The sequence below is a fragment of the Massilia sp. WG5 genome, assembly GCF_001412595.2.
In the GTDB taxonomy this organism is placed as follows: domain Bacteria; phylum Pseudomonadota; class Gammaproteobacteria; order Burkholderiales; family Burkholderiaceae_D; genus Telluria.
On the sequence record NZ_CP012640.2, the window covers coordinates 5,808,791 to 5,831,994 of the forward strand.

Here is a 23,204-nt window from a genome sequence, read left to right on the forward strand (position 1 = left end):
TGGGTGCCGGAAGATGGTAGGGAATGGAGGGGGCGCTTACAAGCCGCTGAAGTGCTGTGGCGTTCACTATGCGCGCACTTTGTGCGATACTCGCACAAAACCCCTGCCAATCTGCATATGGACGAACAAACTGAGGCGCCGCTCGAGCGCGACCTCGTCGGCGGCCTCGAAAAAGGCCTGAAGGTGATCGAGGCCTTCGACCAGGAGCGTTCGCGCCTGTCGATCGCCGAAGTGGCCGAGGCCACCGGCCTGACGCGGGCCGCGGCGCGCCGCTACCTGATCACGCTGACCCACCTGGGCTATATGCGGCACGAGAACAAGCTGTTCTCGCTGACGCCGGCGGTGCTGCGCCTCGGCCAGTCCTACCTGCATTCGGCGCGCCTGCCGCGCATCGCCCAGCCGCCGCTGTACCGGTTGGCGTATTCGCTGGGCGAGGCGGCCTCGGTCGGGGTGCTCGACCATGACCAGCTGGTGTGCGTGGCGGCGGTGAGCGCGGGGCGGCTGGTGTCGGCCACGCTGCAGCCGGGCACGCGGGTGCCGGCCTACTGCACCGCCAACGGACGCATGCTGCTGGCATCCCTGCCGCAGGCCGAGATCGAGCGCTTCCTCGCACAGGCCGCGCCCGAGCAGATCACCCAGCACACGATCGTCGACAAGGAGCGCCTCGCGCTCGAGATCGCGCGCGCGCGGGCGCAAGGCTATGCGCTGGTCGACCAGGAGCTGGAGCTGGGCCTGCGCACCATCGCGGTCCCGCTGCGGAATTTTCGCGGCGACGTGGTGGCGGCCATGAACGTGAGCGTGCATGCGGGCCGGTTGCCCGCCGAGCAGATGGTGGAGCGCTGCCTGCCGGCGCTGATCAAGACCCAGGTGGAGCTGGGGGCGATGCTGTAGAGTGATCCGCCTGCGTGCGCTGGCGGTACTCCTTCGGCGTCATCCCCACCAGTTTCTTGAACAGGCGGCTGAAATAGGCGGGGTCCTGGAAGCCGAGTTCGTAGGCGATGCCGGCCACGCTGGCCGGCACGTAGGTCAGCTTGCGGCAGGCTTCCAGCATCAGGCGTTCCTGGGTCATCTCGAAGGCCGTCTTGCCGGCGATTTTCAGGCACAGGCGGTTCAGGCGCACCGGCGCCAGGCGCAGCGCATCGGCGTACTGGCCGACCCGCCACTGCTCCTTGTAGCGGCGCTCGATCTCGACCCGGAAGCGGCTGAACAGCTCGAAATCCTTGCGTCCCGAAGTTTCGGCGATGCGCCGTTCGGCCTGCACCCGCGCCAGCATCAGCAGCACGCAGCGCGACAGCCAGTCGAGCATCAGGGTGTGGCCCTGGCGCGGCCAGGCCGCCTCGAGGATCAGGTTGCGCAGCAGCGCCTCGATGCGCTCGCGCGCTTCCGGCACCGGTCCCAGGCCGATCGCGAGTGGCTCCACGAACAGCGAAGTGAACAGGTTGCCGTCCTGGCCGGCGGCGGCGAACAGCACGTTCTGGTCGATCGTCAGGACGTAGCCATAGGCTTCCTCCGAGAACGCGAAACCGTGGGCCAGCGAGGGGTGGATCGTGAGCGCGACCGGGCCTTCGAGTTCGCAGACCTCGTCGCCAAGGGTGGCGGTGACCCGGCCGCCGAATAAAAAAAGTACCTGGAACAGGCCGGCGTGGGTATGGATGCCGATATGCCAGTCATAGCCGCGGCTGCGCGTCTCGATCAGTTCGATATGCACGCCCTCGGCGTCCGTGCCCCTTGTGAGCTCGCCGTACAGGGCGAATTGGGGGATGGCGGCGGGCGGCGCGAGAGGGGCAGTGGACATGGGAAGGACCGGATCGGTCAGGTGGCGATGAAAAAATAGTACAAGTTTTTTCCGGTTTCATCCATTCATATCCGGCGCCGCGCGCACTAGGATGATGTCAACCAGAACACAAAACACGGAGACATCACCATGCGTACCCAGGTCGCCATCATCGGCGCCGGCCCCGCCGGCCTTCTGCTTTCCCACCTGCTGCACCTGAACGGCATCGAGTCGGTGGTGGTCGAATCGCGCACCCGCGCCGAGATCGAAGCCACCATCCGCGCCGGCGTGCTCGAACAGGGCACCATGGACATCCTGAGCGAGGCCGGGGTCGGCGAGCGCATGCGCCGCGAAGGCGCGCTGCACCACGGAATCGAGCTGGCCTTCGGCGGGCGCCGCCACCGCATCGACCTCACCGGCCTGACCGGCAAGGCGATCACCGTTTATCCGCAGCACGAGGTCATCATCGACCTGGTCGCGGCCCGCATCGCCGCCGGCGGCGCGCTGCTGTTCGAGACCAGCGAGGTGGCGATCGAAGGTGCCGACGGCGCCCGGCCCGGCGTGCGCTTCATGCACAAGGGCGAGGCCCAGCGCATCGAGGCCGATTTCGTGATCGGCTGCGACGGCTTCCACGGCGTCTCGCGCCCGGGGGTGGCGGCCAGCCTGGGCCAGGAGAAGTTCCAGAACTTCCAGCGCGTCTATCCGTTCGGCTGGTTCGGTATCCTGGTCGAGTCGGCGCCGTCGTCGGAAGAACTGATCTACGCGCGCCACGAACGCGGCTTCGCCCTGGTCAGTACCCGCTCGCCGACCGTGCAGCGCCTGTACTTCCAGTGCGACCCGAAGGACAGCGTCGACAACTGGTCGGATGACCGCATCTGGTCGGAGCTGCACGCGCGGCTGGAAAGCGACGACGGCTGGCGGCTCAAGGAGGGCCGTATCTTCCAGAAGGGGATCATCGGCATGCGCAGCTTCGTGTGCGCGCCGATGCGCGCGAACCGCCTGTTCCTGGCCGGCGACGCCGCGCACATCGTGCCGCCGACCGGCGCCAAGGGCATGAATCTGGCGATCTCGGACGTCAAGCTGCTGTCGCAGGCGCTGCAGACCTTCTACCGCAAAGGCAGCGAGGAGGGGCTCGACCGCTACTCGCAGGATGCGCTCAAGCGGGTGTGGCGCGCCGAGTTCTTCTCGTGGTGGATGACCCGGCTGCTGCACACCTTCGACGACGCCTCGCCGTTCGAGCGCGAGGTGCAGCTGGCCGAGCTGGAGAACATCGTCGCGTCCACCGCACTCAGCACGGCGCTGGCCGAAAACTACGTCGGCGCCTTCTGAGCGCACCCGACAAGAGCGGAGCTCTCCTCAGGTGCTTATTGGCAGGAAGATCTTCTGCAGCAGGCCCAGGAGCTGGGCGCGCTCCGCCTCGCTCAGCATCGCCGTCGCATCGTGTTCCAGTTCGCTCGCGGTCTTCTCGGCCCGGGCGCATAGCCGGGTCCCGGCCGTCGTGAGCGCCACGGCCTGCGAGCGCTTGTCCAGCGGATTGCGCTGGCGGACCACCAGTCCGCGCTCTTCCAGCCGGTCGAGCAGGGGCGCCAGGTTGGGCGGCGAGATGCCGAGCGCCTGCGCCAGGCGTTTCTGGGCGATGTTCGGATTGGCGTGCAGGAGGCTCAGCACGGAAAAGTCCACCGTGCGCAGCTCGTACTGCGCCATGCGCTGCGCGAACAGCGGCATGATGGCGAGATAGGCCCGCTTGCAGTTGTAGCCGATCAGCGACAGGAGCAGCTCCTGCTGCAGCGGCTGCTCGGCTGCTTCCTGTACGGCGGCGGCGAACGCGGCCTGTTTTCTTGTCGTGGTCATGGCCTTCCGATCGAATCGTGGTTGCAGGCAGCGCAGCGCTTGCCGAATCCGGCATATCGTTATAAATTATAACCATTATTCATAATATCGGCATCTCCGCGCAGGCCGTCCGCCGCGCGGGAGCAAGGAGACAGATCATGCAGCAACAGGCGCCCGCAACTGGCCGCGCCGTGGACGGCGCCAACGCCGTCGACGTCCAGGACTTCCTCAACCAGCACCGTTTGTCCCCCTTCCAGTGGGGCATCTTCGCGATCTGCTTCCTGATCGTGCTGCTGGACGGTTTCGATACCGCCGCGATCGGCTTCATCGCGCCTTCGCTGCTCAAGGAATGGGGGCTGAGCAAGGCGGCGCTGGCCCCGCTGCTCAGCGCGGCGCTGTTCGGGCTGGCCGCCGGCGGCCTGGTCGCCGGCCCCTGCGCCGACCGCTTCGGCCGCCGGAAAGTGCTGGTGACGGCGGTGGCGCTGTTCGGCGCGGCCTGCACCTGGTCGGCGTTCGCGGCCGACCTGACCCAGCTCACCATCCTGCGCTTCGTGACCGGCCTGGGCCTGGGCGCCGCGATGCCGAACGCCGTCACCCTGATGAGCGAATACTGCCCGGACCAGCGCCGCGCCACGCTCACCAACGCGATGTTCTGCGGCTTTCCGCTGGGCGCCGCCCTGGGCGGTTTCCTAGCCGCGTGGATGATCCCGCACTGGGGCTGGCGCAGCGTGCTGCTGCTGGGCGGCGCGACGCCCGTGCTGCTGGCGCTGCTGATGCTGGCCTGGCTGCCGGAGTCGGTGCGCTACATGGTCGCCAACAAGCTGCCGGCCGCGCGCATCCGCGCCGCGCTCGGGCGCATCTCGGCCACGGCCGCGCAGGCGCCGGCGTTCTGCATGCGCGAAAAAGCCGGCGCCGTCCCCGTGCAGAGCACCGGCCTGCGGGTGATCCTGTCGCGCCGCTTCGTGGTCGGCACCGTGATGATCTGGCTGGCCTACTTCATGGGCCTCGTGATCTTCTACTCGCTCATCAACTGGATGCCGATCCTGTTCAAGGAAGCCGGGCTCGATGCTCGCACCGCCACGCTGGCGGCCTCGCTGTTCCCGCTCGGCGGCGTCGGCGCGGTCTTCCTGGGCTGGCTGATGGACCGCTTCAGTCCGAACCGCGTGATCGCGCTGTGCTTCAGCCTGAGCGCGGTCAGCATCTATGCGATCGGCCTGTCGGCCGGCAGCGTGGGCCTGCTGATGTCGGTGGTGTTCCTCGCCGGCACCCTGATGAACACCGCGCAGTCCTCGCTGCCGGCGCTGGCGGCCTCGTTCTACCCGACCCAGGGCAGGGCGACCGGCGTCGCCTGGATGATGGGCGTGGGCCGCTTCGGCGGCGTGGCCGGTTCCTTCCTGGTGGCCGAACTGTCGCGCCGCCAGGTCGGCTTCGAGGGCATCTTCGCGACGATCGCGGTGGCGGGCGTCCTGGCCACGCTGGCGCTGCTGGTCAAGCACTGGGGCGAGCTGGATGCGCCGGAAGGCGGAGCCGCCGCGGACCGCGCCACGGCCGGCGCCGCGCATTGAGCGGCATGGGCCGGGGCCGGGCCGCGAGCATCTTCCTGGGCGCCAGCCTGGTGCTGATCGCCTTCAACCTGCGCCCGCTGTTTTCCAGCGCCTCGGTCCTGCTGCCGGAACTGAAAAGCGAATTCCAGCTCTCGTCCGTGGGCGCGGGCGTGCTGACCACGCTTCCGGTCGTGTGCCTCGGGCTGTTCTCGCCGCTGGCGCCGCGGCTGGCGCGGCGCTTCGGCGCCGAAAAGACCATGCTGGGCGTGCTCCTGCTGCTGGCCGCCGGCATCGCGCTGCGCGGACTGGCGCTGCTTCCCGCCCTGTTCCTGGGCACCGCTCTGGCCGGCGCCAGCATCGCCGTCGGCAACGTGCTGCTGCCTGGCCTCGTGAAGCGCGATTTTCCGCGCCGGAGCGCGCTGATGACGGGGCTGTACACCATGGCGCTGTGCGGCGGGGCCGCCGGCGCCGCCGGCCTGACGCTGCCCATCGAACGCCTGCTGGGCGGTTCGATCCACGGCGCGCTGGCCGCCTGGGCGCTGCCGGCGGCGGCCGTGGCCCTGGTCTGGCTGCCGCAACTCGGCCACGCGGCGCAGCGCCCGAGCGGCAGCGGCGCCCATGTCAAGGCATTGTGGCGCGACCGGCTCGCCTGGAACGTCACGCTGTTCATGGGCTTCCAGTCCGCGCTGGCCTACAGCGTCTTCGGCTGGCTGGTCCCGATCCTGCGCGAGCGCGGCCTCGACCCGGTCCTGGCCGGCAGCGTGGTCTCGATGTCGGTGATGGTCCAGGCCATGTCCTGCCTGGCGGTGCCGCACATCGCCGTGCGCGGCAGGGACCAGCGCCTCATCAACCTGGCCCTGTGCGTGATCGCGGTGGTCGCGCTGATCGGCCTGCTGTTCGCGCCGCTGTCCATGGTCTGGCTGTGGGCGGCGCTGCAGGGCGTCGGCCAGGGCGGGCTGATCGCGGCGGCCATGACCGTCATCGTGCTGCGCTCGGGCGACCCCCAGGTGGCCGCGCAGTTGTCCAGCATGGCGCAGTGCGTCGGCTATCTGCTGGCCGCAAGCGGGCCGCTGGTGGTGGGGCTGATCCGCGGGCAGACCGGCGGTTTCGGCTGGTGCGCCCTGCTGTTCGCCGTGCTCGGCGCGCTCGCCGGCTTCAACGGCTGGCGCGCCGGACGGGCGGTGCAGGTGGGCGCCGCCACGCAGCACTGAGCCGCGCCGTGCCTCGAGCGCTTAACAAAACCTTCAGGGCGAGGCGCTGCAACGCAGCCATGACGGTTTTGTTAGGGGCTCAAAGCGGCAGCGCGGTCTCGTACTTTACCTCCCGCAGCGCCACGCTGGTATTCACCTGCGAGACCCCGTTCAGCTTCACCAGCACGTTGTGCAGGAAGTCGTGATAGGCATCCATGTCCGCCACCACGACCTTGACGAGGTAGTCGGAGGTGCCGGTGGTCTCGTAGCATTCGACGACTTCCGGCCGGATCCGCATCGCCTGCTCGAACTGTTCGACCACCCCTTCGGCATGCCGCAGCAGCGACACGTGCAGCAGGCAGACCACGGACAAGCCCAGCTTGCGGCGGTCGAGCAGGGCGGTGTAGCGCAGGATGACGCCCTTGTCTTCCAGCTCCTTCTGGCGCCGCCAGCAGGGGCTGGCCGACATGCCGATCTTTTCGGCCAGCTCGTTCGACGAAATCCTGCCGTCCTTCTGCAGTTCGGCAAGGATTTTCATGGATGCGGCGTCAATCGAATGGTTTTTCATCTTTCAGGGGAAAAGTAGACAAGTTCTTTCGATTCTAGCGCGGGGAATTGCAAAGATAGAAAAAATCTTTCGCAGCGCGCGGCCTATCCTGTCTCATCATTTACACACGATAAAAAATGAACGACATGACGCTCCCCGCGCCGGTCGGGCTGGCAGACCCCGACTACGCACTCGACGACAACCTGACCCGTCCCCGGGGCCGGGTCTTCCTGACCGGCACCCAGGCGCTGGTCCGCCTGCTGTGCATGCAGAAGCAGCTCGACGAAGCGAACGGCCTGCAGACCGCCGGCTTCGTCAGCGGCTACCGCGGTTCGCCGCTCGGCGCGGTGGACCAGGAGCTGTGGCGCGCCAAGGCGCTGCTGCAGGAACGCCAGATCGAATTCCTCCCGGCGATCAACGAGGAGCTGGGCGCGACGGCCGTCATGGGCTCGCAGCAGGTCGAGGCCAATCCGACCCGCAAGGTGGCCGGCGTGTTCGCGATGTGGTACGGCAAAGGGCCGGGCGTCGACCGCGCCGGCGACGCCCTCAAGCACGGCCACGTGTACGGGTCCTCGCCGCACGGCGGCGTGCTGGCCATCCTCGGCGACGACCACGGCTGCGTGTCCTCGTCGATGCCGCACCAGAGCGAGCAGGCGCTGATCGCCTGGGGCATGCCGGTGCTGAACCCGTCGAACATCCAGGAATACCTCGAATTCGGCCTGTACGGCTGGGCCCTGTCGCGCTTCACGGGCGCCTGGTGCGGCTTCAAGGCGATCTCGGAAACGGTGGAAGGCGGGGCGGTGGTCGAGCTGCCGCCGATGCCGGCGTTCGTGGAGCCCACCGACTACACGCCGCCGCCGGATGGCCTGCACAACCGCTGGCCGGACCTGCCCGGCCTGGCGCTGGAGCAGCGCGTGGCCGCCAAGCTGGCCGCGGTGCAGGCCTTCGCGCGCGCGAACCCGATCGACCGCCTGGTCGTGCCGGCCCCCGGCGCCCGCATCGGCATCATCGGCGCCGGCAAGGCTTACCTCGACCTGGTCGAAGCGCTGGAGCGCATGGAGCTGCCGCTCGAGCGGCTGGCCGAACTCGGCGTGCGCCTGTACAAGCCGGGCCTGACCTATCCGCTGGAAGCGACCCGCCTGGCGAGCTTCGCCGAGGGCCTGGACGAGATCCTGGTGGTCGAAGAAAAAGGCCCGGTGATCGAGCAGCAGGTAAAGAACCTGTTCTATAACCTGGCGCCGGCGCAGCGGCCTGGCGTGATCGGCAAGACCGACCGCGAGGGGGCGCCGCTGCTGTCAAGCCTGGGCGAGCTGCGTCCTTCGCGCATCGCACCGGTCCTGGCTCGCTGGCTGACCGAGTGCCTGGGAAGCCGCTTCCCGGCGCTGGACCTGCACCGTTTCCTCCCCGCTTTCTGCGCCGCCGAACTGCCCCCGGACGGCGCGGACGGCGCCAGGCGCACGCCGTACTTCTGCTCCGGCTGCCCGCACAACACCTCGACCCGCGTTCCCGAGGGCAGCCGCGCGCTGGCCGGCATCGGCTGCCACTTCATGGCGACCTGGATGCAGCGCGACACCTATTACCTGTCGCAGATGGGCGGCGAGGGCGTGAGCTGGGCCGCCACCTCGCGCTTCGTCGGCGAGAAGCACATCTTCCAGAACCTCGGCGACGGCACCTTCTATCATTCGGGCTCGCTGGCGATCCGCCAGAGCGTCGCCGCCGGCGCCAACATCACCTACAAGATCCTGTACAACGACGCGGTGGCGATGACCGGCGGCCAGCCGGTGGACGGCACCCTGTCGGTGCCGCAGATCCTGCAGCAGGTGACCAGCGAAGGCGTGAAGAAGGCGGTCGTGGTCACCGACTACCCGGACAACTACGCGGGCGTGACGCTGCCGGAAGGCGTGACCGTGCATCACCGCAGCGAGCTCGATGTGATCCAGCGCCGGCTGCGCGAGATCCCGGGCGTGACGGTGCTGGTCTACGACCAGACCTGCGCCGCCGAAAAGCGCCGCCGCAGGAAGAAGAAGGCCTTTCCGGATCCGGCCCGGCGCATGGTGATCAACCCGGCCGTCTGCGAAGGCTGCGGCGATTGCAGCGTGCAGTCGAACTGCCTGTCGATCCTGCCGCTGGAGACCGAGCTGGGCCGCAAGCGCCAGATCGAGCAGTCGTCCTGCAACAAGGACTACTCCTGCGTCGAGGGCTTCTGCCCGAGCTTCGTGTCGGTCCTGGGCGGCACCCTGCGCAAGCCGGCCGGCCAGAAGCTGTCGCTGGCCGACCTCGAACGCGCGCTCGAAGCCTTTCCGCTGCCGACCGCGCCGGCGCTGGCGACACCGTTCGAGATCCTGGTGGCCGGCGTCGGCGGCACCGGCGTGGTCACGGTGGGCGCCCTGATCACGATGGCGGCGCACCTGGAAGGCAAGGGCGCGTCGACGCTCGACTTCATGGGCTTCGCGCAGAAGGGCGGGGCGGTGCTGTCGCACGTGCGGGTGGCGTCCTCGCCCGCACGCCTGCACCAGGTCCGCATCGACCTGCGCCAGGCCGACGCGGTGTTCGCCTGCGACCTGGTGGTGGCGGCCATGCCGGACGGCCTGGCCGTCATCGAGCACGGGCATACCAGGATCGTCGCCAACGAACACGAGATCCCGACCGCCGACTTCACCCGCGACCGCGACGCCCGGGTCGACCGCGAAGGCCTGCTCGCCAGGCTGGGCGCCGCCGCGGGAAGCGAGAACCTGCTGCGCCTGAATGCCCAGGACACCGCCTCGCGCGTGCTCGGCGACCCGGTTGGCAGCAATGTCCTGCTGATGGGCTATGCCTGGCAACAGGGACTGGTGCCGGTCGGCCTGGCGGCCTTGATGCGGGCGATCGAACTGAATGGCGTGGCGGTCGACATGAACAAGCGTGCCTTCACGCTGGGCCGCCTGCTGGCCGCGGACCCTACTGCGCTCGAACGCATGGCGCAGCCGGCGCAGGTGATCCAGTTCGCCACGCCGAAGTCGCTGGAAGAGCTGGTCGCCTTCCGCGTCGACTGGCTGACCCGCTACCAGGATGCCGCCTATGCGCAGCGGTACGCGCAAGCGGTGGCCGCGGTCGAACGGCGCGAACGCGAACTCGAAGGCGAGGGCTCGCGCCGCCAGGTGAGCAAGGCGGTGGCCCGCAACCTGTTCAAGGTGATGGCCTACAAGGATGAATACGAAGTGGCGCGCCTGCATGCCGACCCGGCCTTCCGCGCCCGGATCGCGTCCCAGTTCGACGGCGACTACAAGCTGGGCTTCCACCTGGCGCCGCCGCTGCTGGCCCGCAAGAAGCCGGGTTCCGAGGTGCCGGCCAAGCTGGCGCTGGGCGGCTGGATGATGCCGGTGTTCGGCGTCCTGGCCCGCTTCAAGGGCCTGCGCGGCACGCCCCTGGATCCCTTCGGGCACACGCGCGAACGCAAGGGCGAGCGCGCGCTGCGCGACCGCTACCTGGCCTTCGTCCATGAGCTCGCCGCCGGCCTGCGCGCCGACAACAAGGACGCGGCGCTCAGGCTGGCGGCCCTGCCGGACCAGGTGCGCGGCTATGGCCACATCAAGCAGGCGGCCATGGACAGGCTGGAGGCGCAGTGGCCGGCGCTGCTCGCGCAATACCGCGGCGAGCAGGTGCTGGAGCTGAAACGCCGGGCCTGAGATCAGAACACGTGCATCATGCCCGCCGCCATGCCGTTCTGGCGGGTCTGGTTCAGCTTGCTGGTACCGCCGCTCGCATAGCCGCCGTCCAGGTGTGCGCGGTCGAGCTCCGCGTACAGCGTGGTGCGCTTCGACAGCAGGTAGGTCACGCCCGCCATGTAGAGCGTCTTGCGGGCGTCGCCGACCGCCGCGGCCGCACTGGCCTTGAAGTTGTAGGCGGTGTTGCGGTACACGGCCGCGGTCAGGTCGAAGCGCTCGGTGATCTGGTGGCTGGCGCCGATCCAGTCCCAGGCCGAGGTGGCGGGGCGCGCCGTGCTTTCCTGCTCCTGCCTGACGTGGCCGGCCGACACCGTGGTCGCGCCGAAGTCGTAGGCCGCGCCGAAGGCGTAGTGCTTGTAGTCGCGGTAGTTCGGCGCGGCGGTGGTGCCGACGTTCTGCTTGGCGATCGAGTAGCTGGCGCCGAGCTTCAGGCCGTGCGCCGCGTAGTTCATGCCGACTGCCTTGGTGGTGCCGAAGTCGCTGTCGCCGGCCACTTCGCCCAGCGCGTACTCGGCGCGCGCTGTCCAGTCGCCGAACTTGCCGGTGTACTGGACGTCGTTGTCCTTGCGGGTGCCGTTGGTCGAGGACAGCGCGTAGGTGATGCTCGGATAACGGTACTTGAACGGGTCGAAGGCCAGGATGGTGCGGTAGGCCAGCGTATAGTTGCGGCCGACGTCGAGCGCGCCCCAGTCGCCGGACATGCCGACGTGGGCCTCGCGCTGGAAGATCACGTTGTTCGTGTTGTTCAGGGCGCCGGTGCCGGAATTGAATCCCAGCTCCAGCACGAAGTTGACCTTGTTGTGGCCGCCGATGTTTTCGCTGCCGCGGAAGCCCAGGCGGTTCGAGCGGAAGGTGCCGTTCGAGCTCATGGTCGTGTCGCTGTTGCCTTCCGGGTCGACGTTGGTTTCGTGGCGCAGGCCGCCGTCGATCGAGCCGTAGATGGTAACCGCCGAGGACTGGGCATGGGCGTGCAGGGACAGGGCGGCCAGGGCGGCCGCCATCAGGGTGGTCTTCATTGATGTCTCCGGGTTGTCGTTATGTTTTAGGTGCGTTTACTTTGCCGGTGCGGCGTCGGGCGCGCGCGGCGCGACGCGCGTGAACAGCGGCTTGGGCTGGAAGGACGCGTCGTAATGGCAGCCGCCGCCGAAGCGTGCTTCTTCCGTCGCGCAGGCCTTGGCGACGTCGCTGACCGCAGGCTTGCTGCCGGTGTCGATCCAGGCCATCAGGCTGTCGAACAGGGCGGCGTACTCGGCGTCGGCCAGCTTGCTGTGCTCATGCTCGGTGGTGAAGGTCTGCTGCAGCTTGTCCTGGCGGCCGGCGGCGGCGACCTTGCCGCGGTATTCGGCCTCGTACTCGATCAGCGCGGTCGGGTCGTCGATCGCGTGCATGGTCAGCACCGGGATCTCGATCTTGCCGCTCAGGTTCGAATCCTCCGCCAGGCGCGCGACCGCGGCCGGGTCGGCGTCGAAGCGCTGCACGCCGCGGTTCAGGGCCGCGTCGTCGCTCGAGCCGCGGTAGACCACGTGGCGGTTGTCGAAGGGATTGCCGCCGACGCGCTGGACCAGGTCGCGGAAGGTGAAGGTGGCCCAGTTCATGTGCGATTGCAGGGTGCGTTCGGGCACCGGGATCACGCCCAGGATGTTGGCCAGGCGCTGCTGCTGTTCGGGGCTGCGCTGCGCTGCCGGATGCTTCAGGCCCGTGCATTCGTCGACGCGCGCCGCCAGGTCCTTGGTGCTCATGGTGGAGTCGGCCGGCAGTCCCATCCACAGCGGATACTGCGGCTCGTCCGGGCGCGGGTGGTTCTTGCAGTAGTACTGGTAGACGGCGCGCAGGTCGGCGCGGTGCAGGTAGTTCAGGGTGCCGCCGGCCAGCATGCCATTGGTGAGCACGGCGCCATCGTAGTTGCGCTTGCCGTCCGGCGCGCGCTGGTACAGCTCGATGGCCTTGGCGGCGACGTTGCCGCCCCAGGACTGGCCGTGCATGATCGTGCGCGCCGGCTGGCCGAAGCGCTGGATGAACAGCTTGCGCAGATTCTCGGTGTCCTCGGCCGCCATCAGCACGCCGTAGCCGGGGCGGCGGTAGCTCGATCCGGCCCAGGCGAAGCCCTGTTTCACCGTGACGGCGAAGCGCTCCAGGTCTTCGACATTGTTGTCGTTGGTCGCATGCGACATGCGCGGGCCGCCGTGGGCGTGCACGACCAGGGTCTTGTTCCAGTGGTTCGGGATCGCGATCCAGTAGTTGGCGCCGTTGGCGTCGGCGCCCCGGTAGCAGCGCGCCACCTCGTCGAGGCCGGCGGGGCAGGCAGCCAGGGTTTGCGCGCCGGCGGGCAGCGTCGCGGAAAAACCGGCAAGGGCGAGCGCCATGGCGGTGGCGCGGTAGGGAAGGGACATGCTCGTCTCCGATCTTGTTGTAGGTAATCTGCGACAGATGCTACCCCCGGCTTTCTTCAATGTAAAATATCTCGAAAAGCAATATTCAAGACTTAAAACATATCGAGACCGCATGGAGCTGAGACACCTGCGTTATTTCGTGGTGGTGGCCGAGGAAGGCCATTTCACCCGCGCCGCCGAACGCCTGGGCATGCAGCAGCCGCCCCTGAGCCAGCAGATCCGCGCCCTGGAGCAGGAGCTCGGCTTCGAACTGTTCCGCCGCCATCCGAAGGGCGCCGCGCTCACCGCCGGCGGCGAAACCTTCCTGCAGGAGGCGCGCGCCATCCTCGAGAACGTGGACGCCGCCGTGGCGCGCGCCGCGCGCGCCAGCAGCGGCACGGTCGGCCGGCTGTCGGTCGGCTTCACCAGTTCGGCCGCCGCCCATCCCTTCATCCCGCAGGTCATGCGCGCCTATCGCGACGCCTGGCCCGAGGTCGTGCTCGAATTCCGCGAAGGGAATGCGGCCGAACTGACCGACGCCCTGGTGCAGGACAAGCTGGACGTCGCCTTCCTGCGCCGGCCCGTCAGCCGTCCCGACGGCCTGTCCTTCGAACGCCTGCTCGAGGAAGAACTGCTGCTGGTGCTGCCGGTCGGCCATCCGGCGCTGCCGCGCGAGCGCAGCCGGCGCCGTCCGGCGGTGCCGCTGGCGGCCCTGCGCGACGAACGCTTCATCCTGGTGCGGCGCAACGGCGCGCCCGGCATGTACGCCAACTTGGTCGAGGCTTGCGTGCAGGCCGGCTTCGTGCCGAACGTGGCGATCGAAGTCGAGCGCATGCTCACGAATATCAGCCTGGTGGCGGCCGGCGCCGGGGTCTCGGCGGTGCCGGCTTCGATGCAGGGCTTCCATGGCGAGAACGTGGTCTATTGCGCGATCCAGGATGCACCGCCGGCGCTGGCCGCGCCTTTGACGCTGGCCTGGCGCGACGACAGCCAGCGGCCCACCCTGCGCCATTTCATCGAACTGGCGCGCAAGGCGCCGGCGTAAGGGCCAGGCGTGCGTCGGTTCTGCCGCTCTCCCTTCCTGCCGCTGGCGCTGCCGGTCCTTGCCGGGCTGGCGCTGGGGTGGTTCGCGCCGCTGCTCGCGGTACAGATGAAGCCCCTCGGCGAAGCCTTCATCCACCTGCTCGGCTGGCTCACTTACCCGCTGGTGTTCTGCATGCTGGCGGCCAGCGCCGCGGCGCTCGGGCGCGACCGCGAACTGGGGCGCATCGGCGTCCACGCCCTGCTGTACTTCGCGGCCATGTCCCTGCTGTCGATGCTGGCGGGACTGGCCGCGGGCTGGGTCTTCGAACCGGGCATCGGCGCATCGTTCGGCGCAGACGCAGGCGCGGGCCCGCCGCTGCCGCCGCCACACGGGATGCTGGACTGGGTGGATCCGCTGCCGCCGCTGCGCGCGAATAACCTGTTCCTGCTGGCCGCGGCGCTGCCGGTCGGGCTGCTGTTCGGGCGCCTTCGCAACCCGGGCGCCCTGGTCCTGCTCGATCGCTGCCGCGCGGGGCTGTTCGCCGCGGTCAAGCTGGTGCTGCGGCTGGCGCCCCTGGCCGCCTTCGCCGCGATGGCGTACACGGTCGGGCGCCACGGCCTGGTGTCGCTGTGGCCGCTGCTGAAGTTCATCGCCGCGGTCAACCTGGCGAGCCTGCTGTTCGTCGCGCTGGTGCTGGGCGGCGCAGCGCGCCTGGCCGGACTGCCGCTGCTGCGCTTCCTGGCCTATGTGCGGGCCGAACTCTACCTGGTCTTCTTCACGAGTTCCTCGCTGGCGGGCCTCGCGCCGCTCAGCGAAAAGCTGGAGCGCCTCGGCTGCCCGCGCGCGGTCACCGGCATGGTGCTGCCGTTCTCGTATTCGCTGAACCTGGCCGGCACCTACCTGTACATCGCGCTGGCGCTGGTGTTCCTGGCCCAGGCCGCGCAGGTGCAGCTGGGCTGGCGCGAGCTGGCCGTCATGCTCGGCGTGGCCCTGGTCAGCAGCAAGGGTGCGGTCGGGGTGGCCGGGTCCGGCATCGCCACCCTGGCGGCGACGGTGGCGCTGCTGCACGTGGCGCCGCCGGAGATGGTGGCGATCCTGTTCGCGGTCGACCGGACCATGAAATGCCGATTGCTGACCAATGTGATCGGCCATGGCGTGGCCTGCGTGGCGGTGGCGGCGTGGGAGGGGAGCCTGGACCGTGCGGCGCTCGCGAACAGCGTGTACAGTGAAGGCCCCATCCTGAGCGCAAAAGGAAGACCATGATCGACCACATCGACCACATCGTGCTGACCACCGCCGACGAGGCGGCCTGCATCGCTTTCTATGTCGACCTGCTCGGGATGAAGCTGGAAATCTTCGGCGCCAACCGCAAGGCCTTCGTGTTCGGCAGCCAGAAGATCAACCTGCATGTGAAGGGCCGGGAATTCGAGCCGAAGGCCCACCTGCCGGTGCCCGGTTCCCTCGACCTGTGCTTCATCGCCAGCATCCCGCTGCCACAGGTGATCGCGCGGCTGCGGGAAAAGGGCGTCGCCATCGTCGAGGGGCCGGTGCGCCGCACGGGCGCGCGCGGGCCGATCGAATCGGTGTACCTGCGGGATCCCGACCTGAACCTGGTCGAGATCTCGGCCTACCTCGCGCCGGCCTGATTCAGCCGCCTTCGCTCCCTTCGCTCCCTTCGCCACCCCTTGCCCCGGCCAGCAGCTCGATCGGCAAGGGAAACACGATCGTCGAGGACTTGTCGCCGGCGATCGTGCTCAGGGTCTGCATGTAGCGCAGCTGCATCGCGCCCTTCTGCCGGGACAGCACGGCGGCGGCCTGCTGCAGCTTTTCCGAGGCCTGCAGCTCGCCCTCGGCGTGGATCACCTTTGCCCGCCGTTCGCGCTCGGCCTCGGCCTGGCGGGCGATGGCGCGCACCATCGACTCGTCGAGGTCGATGTGCTTGATCTCGACGTTCGACACCTTGATGCCCCAGGCGTCGGTCTGGGCGTCCAGCACCTGCTGGATGTCCAGGTTCAGGCGCTCGCGCTCGGCCAGCATCTCGTCGAGCTCGTGCTTGCCCAGCACCGAACGCAGGGTGGTCTGGGCCAGCTGGCTGGTCGCTTCCATGAAGTTCGCCACCTGGATGATGGCCTTTTCCGGATCGACCACGCGGAAGTAGATCACCGCGTTCATCTTCACCGAGACGTTGTCGCGCGAAATCACGTCCTGGGTCGGCACGTCGAGCACGACGGTGCGCAGGTCGACGCGCACCATCTGCTGGAACAGGGGAATCAGGATGATCAGGCCGGGGCCCTTCACGCCCCAGAAGCGCCCGAGCTGGAACACGACCCCGCGCTCGTACTCGCGCAGCACCCGGATCGCCGAGGCCAGCAGCGGGAACAGCAGGATGACGAGTGCGGCGAAGCCGATGCCGACGTTGAACATGAGCGTCTCCCTATGACGTATCGACCGGAACGACCTCCAGGGTCAAGCCCTTGCGCGCCACGACCCTGACCGTTTGCGCGCGGCTCAGGGGCAGGGCGCAGGCGGCCTGCCACAGCTCGCCCTCGATGCGGATCCAGGCATCAAAGCCGCCGTCCGGCGCGACCGTCTCGACGCGGGCGGTGGCGCCGATCAGCGTGGCGTCGCCGCTGGCCAGCGGTCGCCGGCGGCTGGACAGGGCGAGGCGGGCGGTGCCGGCCAGCAGCAGGGCGCTGGCCAGGCCGAGCGCGCCGATCAGTCCCACCGGGATGCCGAAACCGGGCACCTCGGTATCGACCAGCATCAGCGCGCCCGCGACGAAGGCGACCACGCCGCCGAAGCCGACCACGCCGAAGCTGGGCAGGAAGGCCTCGGCCACCATCAGCATCAGGCCCAGCAGCACCAGCGCCAGGCCCGCATAATTCACCGGCAGCAGTTGCAGGGCGTAGAGCGCGAGCAGCAGGCAGATCGCCCCGACCACGCCGGGCGCCACGAAGCCCGGGTTCATGAATTCGAAGACCAGGCCGTAGATCCCGATGGTCATCATCAGCAGGGCGACGCTGGGATGGGTGATGGTCTCCAGCAGCCGGGTGCGCCAGCCGGGCGCGAATTCGACCGGCAGCACCCCTTTCGTCTCGAGGCGCCTGGCCTGGCCGAGGACGGTCAGCGTCCGGCCGTCGAGCTGGGCCAGCAGGGCCGGCACGTCCGGCGCGACGAGCTCGATGACCTTCTGCGTCAGGGCTTCCTCGGCAGTCAGGCTGACCGCTTCGCGCACCGCGCGCTCGGCCCAGGCGGCATTGCGTCCGCGCATCTGCGCCAGGCCGCGCAGGTAAGCCGCGGCGTCGTTGACCTGCTTGTGCGCGAGGGTGGACTCATCGTCCGGCTTCTTCTTCGGGTCGGACTGCGCGGGCGGCGCCTGCCCGATGCCGATCGCGACCGGCGTGGCGGCGCCGAGGTTGGTGCCGGGCGCCATCGCCGCGATGTGGCTTGCGTACAGGATGTAGGTGCCGGCGCTGGCGGCGCGGGCGCCGCTGGGCGCGACATAGGCCACCACCGGCACCGGCGAGCTCAGGATCGCCTTGATGATTTCGCGCATCGCGGTGTCGAGGCCGCCCGGCGTGTCCATTTTCAGGATCACCAGCTGGTGCTCGAGCCTGGCGGAGCGGGCGAGGCCGTGCACGACGTAGTCGGCATTCGCCGGCCCGATCACGCCGTCGATGGTCAGGAGGCCGACGGCTGCGGCGCCGTGGGCGGCAGGCCGCAACACCAGGGCCAGCAGGCATAATGCCGCGCAGGCCAGGATATGCATTCGCCGAACCATGGTTCTGTCTCCAACGAGACCTCAGCAGCCGACCGAAGGATTGCTGCTTGCCCGGCTTATCTTACCGCTGTCCGGCACCCTTGTCGATCCGGAAGGTATGCACCAGCCGCGCGAGCGCCGCCGCCTGGTCCTGCAGCGAAGCGGCCGCGGCGGCCGCCTGCTCGACCAGGGCGGCGTTCTGCTGGGTGACCCCGTCCATCTGGCCGATGGCCGCGTTCACCTGCTCGATCCCCTGGGTCTGCTCGGCGCTGGCGGCGGCGATTTCCGACATGATCTCGGTGACGCGCGCGATGCCCTGCACGATGTCCTGCATGGTCGCGCCGGCCTCGTCGACCAGGTGGCCGCCGGCGTCGACCTGCGCCACCGAGTCGGCGATGAGGGCGCGGATTTCCTTCGCGGCGCCGGCCGAGCGCTGGGCCAGGCTGCGCACTTCGGCGGCGACGACGGCGAAGCCGCGGCCCTGCTCGCCCGCGCGCGCGGCCTCGACGGCGGCGTTCAGGGCAAGGATATTGGTCTGGAATGCAATGCCGTCGATGACGCCGATGATCTCGCCGATCTGGCGCGACGACGCATTGATCGAGGCCATCGTCGAGACCACGCGCGCCACGACGGCGCCGCCGCGCGTGGCGATCTCGGAGGCCGACAGCGCCAGCGTATTGGCCTGGTGCGCGCTGTCGGCATTCTGGCGTACGGTGCTGGTCAATTCTTCCATCGACGAGGCGGTCTCCTCCAGGGAGCCTGCCTGCTGCTCGGTTCGGGCCGAGAGGTCGAGGTTGCCGAAGGCGATCTGCTGCGAAGCGCTGACGATGGCCTCGGCGCCGGTCCGGACTTCGCTCACGGTGCGCAGCAGACTGGCGTTCATGGTCTTCAATGCCGCGAGCAGCTCGCCGACTTCGTCGCGCGAGCGCACCTCGAAGTCGGCGGTCAGGTCGCCCGAGGCCACCTGCCGCGCCACCCGGACGGCGCCGGCCAGCGGGCGCGTGATGCCGCGCGCAAGGACGATGCCGAAGGCGCCGCCGCAGAGCATGGCGAGGAGGCCGATGGCGATCAGGACGCGGCGGGCATCGTCGTGCAGGGCGTCGATCCGCGCGCTCGCCGCATCGAAGAGTTCTTCCTGGTGCGCGCTCACGGCCTCCACCGCGCCCACGTAGTTATTCATGGCCGGAACGAGGGTGGCGGCGACCCAGGTCTTGAGCCCGGCGTCATCCGCCCCGTGTGCGGCCTTGCGCTTGAACGCTTCGTCGCGGATCGTGGTGTATTCCTTGCGCCGCTCGGCAACCTGGGCGAGCAGTTGCTTGCCTTTCTCGCTCCCGACCAGCGATTCCAGCTTCTTCTGCAGCGCCGACAGGCCGGCGCTGACCGTCTTCATCTCGCTGTCATAGCGCCGCTCGTCCTCCGGGTCGGCGCTCTTTATCCTTGCCAGGGTGCGTACGCCATTCGAGGCGATCCCCGCCAGCCAGTCCTTGGCGAGCCGTGCCTTGAGACTGGTGACCGCCATCGTGGCCTTGCCTTCGGCGATACGATCGAGTTGCCAGAGGGTGCTGCCCAGCATCACGGCCATCAGGATGAGAAGCGTGGCGAAGGTGATGCCAAGGCGGGTGCCGATGCGGAATTTGTCGAGGACCATGTTCTAGCGCAGTGTCAAGTTTTCACGAGGGTTGGGCGATTCTTGCTGATCTCCTCTAATGTAATTTCCAATTCGCAATCTATGCGAGGAAGATTTCCTTAAGCTGTAAATATACGAACAAGTTGGTGCATAAATACAACGATCACATCTGCCTGAACAGGTGCGCGAACAGCGGGCTCACCTTCAGCCGGTCCGTGCGCCCGCGCAGCGCCAGGCTCAGCTTGCCCATCTCGTCGCGGCTGGCGCTGGCCACGTACTTCATGTTGACGATGCTGCTGCGGCTGACCTGGCAGAACCGGGCCGGGTCGAGCTGCGCCATCAATTCCTTGAGCGGCAGGCGGATCAGGGCGTCGCCCTCGAGCGTGGCGACGTTGACGTACTTGTCCAGCGCCTGGAAATACACCACCTCCTGCACCGGGATCATGCGCACCATATTGCCGACCGCGGCGCGGATCGTGCTCAGGCGCTCCGGCGCCGAAGCCTGCGGCAGCAGGGCGCGCATCTGCTCGACCAGGCGGGCGATGCCGCCATCCTCGTCGCCGGCCTGGACGCGCGTTTGCAGGCGTGCGCGCAGGCGCTCGACGGTGCGGCGCAGGCGCTCGTCGCTGACCGGTTTCAGCACGTAGTCGGCGGCGGCCTGCTCGAAGGCCTTCAGCGCGTAGTCGTCGTAGGCGGTGACGAACACGACCTCGGGGAAGGGCTGCGCGCCATCCCAGCGCTCGGCCAGTTCCTCGGCCGCTTCCAGGCCGGTCTGGCCGGGCATCTTGATGTCGAGGAAGAGGACATCGGGACGCAGCGCCAGCGCCTGCTCGACCGCCGCCAGGCCGTTCGGCGCGGTGCCGACCACCTCCAGCCCCGGCCACAGGCGTTGCAGCGATGCGGCGAGGACGGCGGCGAGGATCGGTTCGTCTTCGGCGATCAGGGCGCGGATGGGTTGGTGTGCGTTCATTGGAACTCCAGGGGAAGGACGAGACGGGCGAGCGCGCCATGCGGCGCGGCCGCGGATAATTCCAGGCTGGCGCGGGCGCCGTACAGCACCTGCAGGCGCTCGCGGGTGGTGGCCAGACCGACGCCGCCGCCCTGGCGGGTGGGCGCGCCGTCCAGTCCCAGGCCGGTATCCTGCACCGTGATCTCCAGCAGCTCGCCGTGGCGGGCCGCAACGATCGTCACCGTGCCGCCCTCGACCTTCGGTTCGAGGCCGTGCACGATCGCATTCTCGACGATGGGCTGCAGCAGCATGGTCGGCAGGCGCGCCGCGCCCAGCCCGTCCGGCAGGCTGCAGCGGTAGGCCAGGCGCGCGCCCATCCGCACCGACATCAGTCCGAGGTAGGCGTCCAGCGCGGAAAATTCCTGCGCCAGCGTGGTGGTTTCCATGCGCGACACGCTCAGGGTGGCGCGCAGATACTGGATCAGCTGGTCGAGCATCCTGCCGGCGCGCTCCGGGTCGATCGCGATCAGGCCCTGCAGGTTGGCCAGGGTGTTGAACAGCATGTGCGGCTCGATCTGGGCCTGCAGCAGGCGCAGCTGGGCCTGCAGGGCCTGGCGCTCGACGGTCTCGGCGCGCGCCCGCGCTTCGCTGCGTTCGATCTTGATGCGCTCGACCCGCTCGCGGCTCACGATCAGCAGCGAGAACGCGCCGATGCACAGCATCGAGAACAGGATCATGCTCAGCTGCCGCTGCGAGGGGTACTCGGCCAGGCTGGGCCGGTGTTCGCCGAGCAGCAGGCTGCCCATCGCGATGCCGCAGTAGTGGGCCACCGGCGCCGTCGCCACGACCAGGGCGATCAGCGCCGGCAACATATGGCGTTGCCGCCGGGGATCGTCCCAGAACACCAGGCGGGCGCCGTCGACGATCACGATCGCCACCAGGCCGATGCAGAGCGAGAACACGATCTGGCTCGCCAGGATCTGCGGCTTGCCTTCGACCAGCGTGATCAGGACCCCGGCCAGGGCGCTGTAGACCGCGGCCAGGCGCATGTCCCGCAGGAGGCGGCGCAGCTTTTCCGGCACGGTGGCGCGGACGGGAAGGGAATCGCTCAGGGTGGACATGCTTTGCCTTTCTGCCAACAATGCGGATATTGTGCCGAGCCGGGGCTGCGGGGGCAAGATGGAATGCGACGAAGCCGCGACGGGATGGCGCGAAACGGGGTTCCAGCGGAGCGAAGCCATGCGCCCGCATGCCCGATAATGCGCTGAACTCATCACGCAGGAGCGCAAGGCATGGAATTCCAGTTCTTCGGCACCTCATCCGGCACCCCGAGCAAGACCCGCAACGTGACGGCTTTGGCGCTGCGCACGCCCTGGTCGCTGCACGAGCTGCGCGCCATCTTCATCACCCACATGCACGGCGACCACTGCTACGGCCTGCCCGGGCTGCTGGCCAGCGCCGGCATGCTGAACCGGACCGCGCCGCTGACCCTGGTCGGCCCGGCGCCGCTGAAGCCCTTCCTGGAGGGCGTGATGGCGACCACCGAGCTGGGGCTGCCGTTCCCGATCGACTTCGTCGACGTGGAGCGGCTCGGGGAGCTCGAGGTGCTGGACGATGTGCTGCCCGACCTGCGGGTGGTCGCGACGGCGCTGTCGCACCGCATGCCCTCCTGGGCCTACAGCTTCACGGAGCGCGAGGTCGAGCGCCGCCTGGATACGGCCAAGCTGGAGGCGGGCGGGGTCGCGCGCGGCGTCGCCTGGGGCGAGCTGCAGCAGGGAAGGACCGTCACGCTGGACGACGGCCGGGTGCTGGCGCCGCGCGACTGGCTGCTGCCGGGCCGCAAGCCGCTCAAAGTGATCGTCGGCGGCGACAACGACCGGCCCGAGCTGCTGATCGGCGAAGCGCGCGATGCCGAGGTGCTGGTCCACGAAGCGACCTACACGGAAGCGGTCCTGAAGAAGGTCGGACCCGGCCCCCGGCACAGTTCCGCGCGGATGACGGCGCTGGCGGCGACGCAGGCCGGGGTGCCGAACCTGGTGCTGACGCATTTCAGTCCGCGCTACCAGGACGGCAATAAGGGACCGCAAACGATGGCGGACATCGAGGACGAGGCGCGGGAAGCGTACGCGGGGCAGCTCTTCCTGGCTCGCGATTTCGACCGTTACCAGCTGGACCGGCAGGGGCGGCTCAGTCTATGTACTTGAGTCCGGCCCTGGCCAGCGGCTCGCGCATCGCATACATGTCCAGCCCCAGTACGCCCGAGGCCAGCTTCGCGCGCTTTTCGCCTTCCATGTCCTCGCGCTTCTGCGCGGCGTCCGCAATGCGGGCAGCATCCCCGGCCGGCACCGCCACCACGCCGTCGTCATCGGCGATGATCGCGTCGCCCGGGTTGACGTAGGCGCCGGCGCAGATCACCGGGATGTTGACCGAGCCGAGGGTCGCCTTGATCGTGCCCTTGGCGCTGATCGCCTTGCTCCAGACCGGGAAGCCCATCTCCTTCAGCACGCGCACGTCGCGCACGCCGGCGTCGATGACCAGGGCACTGGCGCCGCGCGCCATGAAGCTGGTCGCCAGCAGGTCGCCGAAGAAGCCGTCGGTGCACTCAGCGCTCAGCGCCGCGACGACGACGTCGCCCGGCTGGATCTGCTCGGCCGCCACATGCAGCATCCAGTTGTCGCCCGGGTGCAGCAGCACCGTGACGGCGGTGCCGCCGACCTGCGCGCCGCCGTAGATCGGGCGCATGTAAGGCTTCATCAGGCCGACCCGGCCCATCGCCTCGTGCACGGTGGCGCTGCCAAGAGACGCCAGGCGTTCCACGGCGCCGCGCTCGGCGCGCTCGATGTTGCGCTTGACGATGCCGAGCTGGTTCATCAGGGGCGTGCTCAT

Annotated in this window: 20 protein-coding genes; 9 read left to right on the forward strand and 11 right to left on the reverse strand. The window is 68.8% G+C overall.

The window, feature by feature from the left end; translation table 11 throughout:
* Positions 1 to 117: 117 nt before the first annotated feature.
* A complete protein-coding gene (locus AM586_RS25970) occupies positions 118 to 891 on the forward strand; it encodes an IclR family transcriptional regulator C-terminal domain-containing protein (protein ID WP_047822490.1) in 774 nt (257 codons plus the stop codon).
* On the opposite strand, the gene AM586_RS25975 is transcribed toward AM586_RS25970, so the two are convergent.
* Complete coding sequence (locus AM586_RS25975) at positions 857 to 1,795, reverse strand: helix-turn-helix domain-containing protein (protein ID WP_047822492.1); 939 nt, start codon at positions 1,793 to 1,795, stop codon at positions 857 to 859. The genes AM586_RS25970 and AM586_RS25975 overlap by 35 nt on opposite strands.
* Positions 1,796 to 1,924: 129 nt before the next feature.
* Between AM586_RS25975 and AM586_RS25980 the strand changes: the two genes are divergently transcribed.
* Positions 1,925 to 3,103: a 4-hydroxybenzoate 3-monooxygenase gene (locus tag AM586_RS25980; protein ID WP_047822495.1), complete on the forward strand. Its 1,179-nt coding sequence runs from the start codon at positions 1,925 to 1,927 to the stop codon at positions 3,101 to 3,103.
* A gap of 27 nt (positions 3,104 to 3,130) precedes the next feature.
* On the opposite strand, the gene AM586_RS25985 is transcribed toward AM586_RS25980, so the two are convergent.
* A complete protein-coding gene (locus AM586_RS25985) occupies positions 3,131 to 3,625 on the reverse strand; it encodes a MarR family winged helix-turn-helix transcriptional regulator (protein WP_047822496.1) in 495 nt (164 codons plus the stop codon).
* Positions 3,626 to 3,795: 170 nt separating this feature from the next.
* Between AM586_RS25985 and AM586_RS25990 the strand changes: the two genes are divergently transcribed.
* Complete coding sequence (locus AM586_RS25990) at positions 3,796 to 5,169, forward strand: MFS transporter (protein ID WP_197416379.1); 1,374 nt, start codon at positions 3,796 to 3,798, stop codon at positions 5,167 to 5,169.
* A 5-nt stretch (positions 5,170 to 5,174) separates the two neighbouring features.
* Positions 5,175 to 6,359, forward strand: coding sequence for an MFS transporter (locus tag AM586_RS25995; protein ID WP_047822500.1), 1,185 nt, complete (start codon positions 5,175 to 5,177; stop codon positions 6,357 to 6,359).
* Positions 6,360 to 6,438: 79 nt separating this feature from the next.
* Here AM586_RS25995 and AM586_RS26000 read toward each other — a convergent pair whose 3' ends face one another.
* Positions 6,439 to 6,906 (reverse strand): Lrp/AsnC family transcriptional regulator, encoded by a 468-nt coding sequence (locus tag AM586_RS26000; RefSeq protein WP_047822502.1) that lies wholly within the window; start codon positions 6,904 to 6,906, stop codon positions 6,439 to 6,441.
* Between the two features lie 116 nt (positions 6,907 to 7,022).
* Between AM586_RS26000 and AM586_RS26005 the strand changes: the two genes are divergently transcribed.
* Complete coding sequence (locus AM586_RS26005) at positions 7,023 to 10,550, forward strand: indolepyruvate ferredoxin oxidoreductase family protein (RefSeq protein ID WP_052233308.1); 3,528 nt, start codon at positions 7,023 to 7,025, stop codon at positions 10,548 to 10,550.
* A gap of 2 nt (positions 10,551 to 10,552) precedes the next feature.
* Here AM586_RS26005 and AM586_RS26010 read toward each other — a convergent pair whose 3' ends face one another.
* Together AM586_RS26010 and AM586_RS26015 are read right to left on the reverse strand one after the other, a co-directional pair.
* Complete coding sequence (locus AM586_RS26010) at positions 10,553 to 11,605, reverse strand: porin (protein WP_047822506.1); 1,053 nt, start codon at positions 11,603 to 11,605, stop codon at positions 10,553 to 10,555.
* A 36-nt stretch (positions 11,606 to 11,641) separates the two neighbouring features.
* Positions 11,642 to 12,979 (reverse strand): hypothetical protein, encoded by a 1,338-nt coding sequence (locus AM586_RS26015; RefSeq protein WP_052233309.1) that lies wholly within the window; start codon positions 12,977 to 12,979, stop codon positions 11,642 to 11,644.
* A 112-nt stretch (positions 12,980 to 13,091) separates the two neighbouring features.
* Between AM586_RS26015 and AM586_RS26020 the strand changes: the two genes are divergently transcribed.
* From AM586_RS26020 to AM586_RS26030, 3 genes are read left to right on the forward strand one after another with little or no spacing between them, the layout of a single operon-like run.
* Positions 13,092 to 14,003, forward strand: a complete 912-nt coding sequence (locus AM586_RS26020) for a LysR family transcriptional regulator (RefSeq protein ID WP_047822508.1) — start codon at positions 13,092 to 13,094, stop codon at positions 14,001 to 14,003.
* Positions 14,004 to 14,012: 9 nt separating this feature from the next.
* Entirely contained in the window at positions 14,013 to 15,245 is a 1,233-nt protein-coding gene (locus AM586_RS26025) for a cation:dicarboxylate symporter family transporter (protein WP_047822510.1), read from the forward strand.
* Positions 15,242 to 15,628: a VOC family protein gene (locus AM586_RS26030; protein WP_047822512.1), complete on the forward strand. Its 387-nt coding sequence runs from the start codon at positions 15,242 to 15,244 to the stop codon at positions 15,626 to 15,628. The genes AM586_RS26025 and AM586_RS26030 overlap by 4 nt, the downstream gene beginning before the upstream one ends.
* A 1-nt stretch (position 15,629) precedes the next feature.
* Here AM586_RS26030 and AM586_RS26035 read toward each other — a convergent pair whose 3' ends face one another.
* From AM586_RS26035 to AM586_RS26055, 5 genes are all read right to left on the reverse strand, one after another.
* On the reverse strand, positions 15,630 to 16,406 hold the full coding sequence (locus AM586_RS26035; protein WP_047822515.1) for a slipin family protein: 777 nt from the start codon (positions 16,404 to 16,406) through the stop codon (positions 15,630 to 15,632).
* Positions 16,407 to 16,416: 10 nt separating this feature from the next.
* Positions 16,417 to 17,763 carry a nodulation protein NfeD gene (locus AM586_RS26040; RefSeq protein ID WP_047822517.1) on the reverse strand — a complete coding sequence of 449 codons (1,347 nt, stop codon included), beginning with the start codon at positions 17,761 to 17,763 and terminating at the stop codon, positions 16,417 to 16,419.
* A gap of 61 nt (positions 17,764 to 17,824) precedes the next feature.
* On the reverse strand, positions 17,825 to 19,390 hold the full coding sequence (locus AM586_RS26045) for a methyl-accepting chemotaxis protein (RefSeq protein WP_047822519.1): 1,566 nt from the start codon (positions 19,388 to 19,390) through the stop codon (positions 17,825 to 17,827).
* Between the two features lie 142 nt (positions 19,391 to 19,532).
* A complete protein-coding gene (locus AM586_RS26050) occupies positions 19,533 to 20,339 on the reverse strand; it encodes a LytTR family DNA-binding domain-containing protein (protein ID WP_047822522.1) in 807 nt (268 codons plus the stop codon).
* Positions 20,336 to 21,439 carry a sensor histidine kinase gene (locus AM586_RS26055; RefSeq protein WP_047822524.1) on the reverse strand — a complete coding sequence of 368 codons (1,104 nt, stop codon included), beginning with the start codon at positions 21,437 to 21,439 and terminating at the stop codon, positions 20,336 to 20,338. Before AM586_RS26055 ends, AM586_RS26050 begins: the two co-directional genes overlap by 4 nt.
* Positions 21,440 to 21,610: 171 nt before the next feature.
* Here AM586_RS26055 and AM586_RS26060 point away from each other — a divergent pair, with 171 nt between their 5' ends.
* Positions 21,611 to 22,522 carry a ribonuclease Z gene (locus tag AM586_RS26060; RefSeq protein ID WP_047822525.1) on the forward strand — a complete coding sequence of 304 codons (912 nt, stop codon included), beginning with the start codon at positions 21,611 to 21,613 and terminating at the stop codon, positions 22,520 to 22,522.
* On the opposite strand, the gene ligK is transcribed toward AM586_RS26060, so the two are convergent.
* The gene (ligK, locus tag AM586_RS26065) at positions 22,506 to 23,189 is read right to left on the reverse strand and encodes a 4-carboxy-4-hydroxy-2-oxoadipate aldolase/oxaloacetate decarboxylase (RefSeq protein ID WP_047822694.1); all 684 of its coding nucleotides are present in this window, start codon (positions 23,187 to 23,189) and stop codon (positions 22,506 to 22,508) included. The genes AM586_RS26060 and ligK overlap by 17 nt on opposite strands.
* Positions 23,190 to 23,204 lie beyond the last annotated feature (15 nt).

Coding starts and splice junctions, on each gene's coding strand:
- AM586_RS26005 (WP_052233308.1), top strand. CDS start 7,023: ATGAACGACATGACGCTCCCCGCGCCGGTCGGGCTGGCAGACCCCGAC.
- AM586_RS26045 (WP_047822519.1), bottom strand. CDS start 19,390: ATGGTCCTCGACAAATTCCGCATCGGCACCCGCCTTGGCATCACCTTC.
- AM586_RS25980 (WP_047822495.1), top strand. CDS start 1,925: ATGCGTACCCAGGTCGCCATCATCGGCGCCGGCCCCGCCGGCCTTCTG.
- AM586_RS26015 (WP_052233309.1), bottom strand. CDS start 12,979: ATGTCCCTTCCCTACCGCGCCACCGCCATGGCGCTCGCCCTTGCCGGT.
- AM586_RS26055 (WP_047822524.1), bottom strand. CDS start 21,439: ATGTCCACCCTGAGCGATTCCCTTCCCGTCCGCGCCACCGTGCCGGAA.
- AM586_RS26050 (WP_047822522.1), bottom strand. CDS start 20,339: ATGAACGCACACCAACCCATCCGCGCCCTGATCGCCGAAGACGAACCG.
- AM586_RS25970 (WP_047822490.1), top strand. CDS start 118: ATGGACGAACAAACTGAGGCGCCGCTCGAGCGCGACCTCGTCGGCGGC.
- AM586_RS26010 (WP_047822506.1), bottom strand. CDS start 11,605: ATGAAGACCACCCTGATGGCGGCCGCCCTGGCCGCCCTGTCCCTGCAC.
- AM586_RS25995 (WP_047822500.1), top strand. CDS start 5,175: ATGGGCCGGGGCCGGGCCGCGAGCATCTTCCTGGGCGCCAGCCTGGTG.
- ligK (WP_047822694.1), bottom strand. CDS start 23,189: ATGAACCAGCTCGGCATCGTCAAGCGCAACATCGAGCGCGCCGAGCGC.
- AM586_RS26060 (WP_047822525.1), top strand. CDS start 21,611: ATGGAATTCCAGTTCTTCGGCACCTCATCCGGCACCCCGAGCAAGACC.
- AM586_RS26035 (WP_047822515.1), bottom strand. CDS start 16,406: ATGTTCAACGTCGGCATCGGCTTCGCCGCACTCGTCATCCTGCTGTTC.
- AM586_RS26030 (WP_047822512.1), top strand. CDS start 15,242: ATGATCGACCACATCGACCACATCGTGCTGACCACCGCCGACGAGGCG.
- AM586_RS26040 (WP_047822517.1), bottom strand. CDS start 17,763: ATGGTTCGGCGAATGCATATCCTGGCCTGCGCGGCATTATGCCTGCTG.
- AM586_RS26000 (WP_047822502.1), bottom strand. CDS start 6,906: ATGAAAAACCATTCGATTGACGCCGCATCCATGAAAATCCTTGCCGAA.
- AM586_RS26020 (WP_047822508.1), top strand. CDS start 13,092: ATGGAGCTGAGACACCTGCGTTATTTCGTGGTGGTGGCCGAGGAAGGC.
- AM586_RS25985 (WP_047822496.1), bottom strand. CDS start 3,625: ATGACCACGACAAGAAAACAGGCCGCGTTCGCCGCCGCCGTACAGGAA.
- AM586_RS25975 (WP_047822492.1), bottom strand. CDS start 1,795: ATGTCCACTGCCCCTCTCGCGCCGCCCGCCGCCATCCCCCAATTCGCC.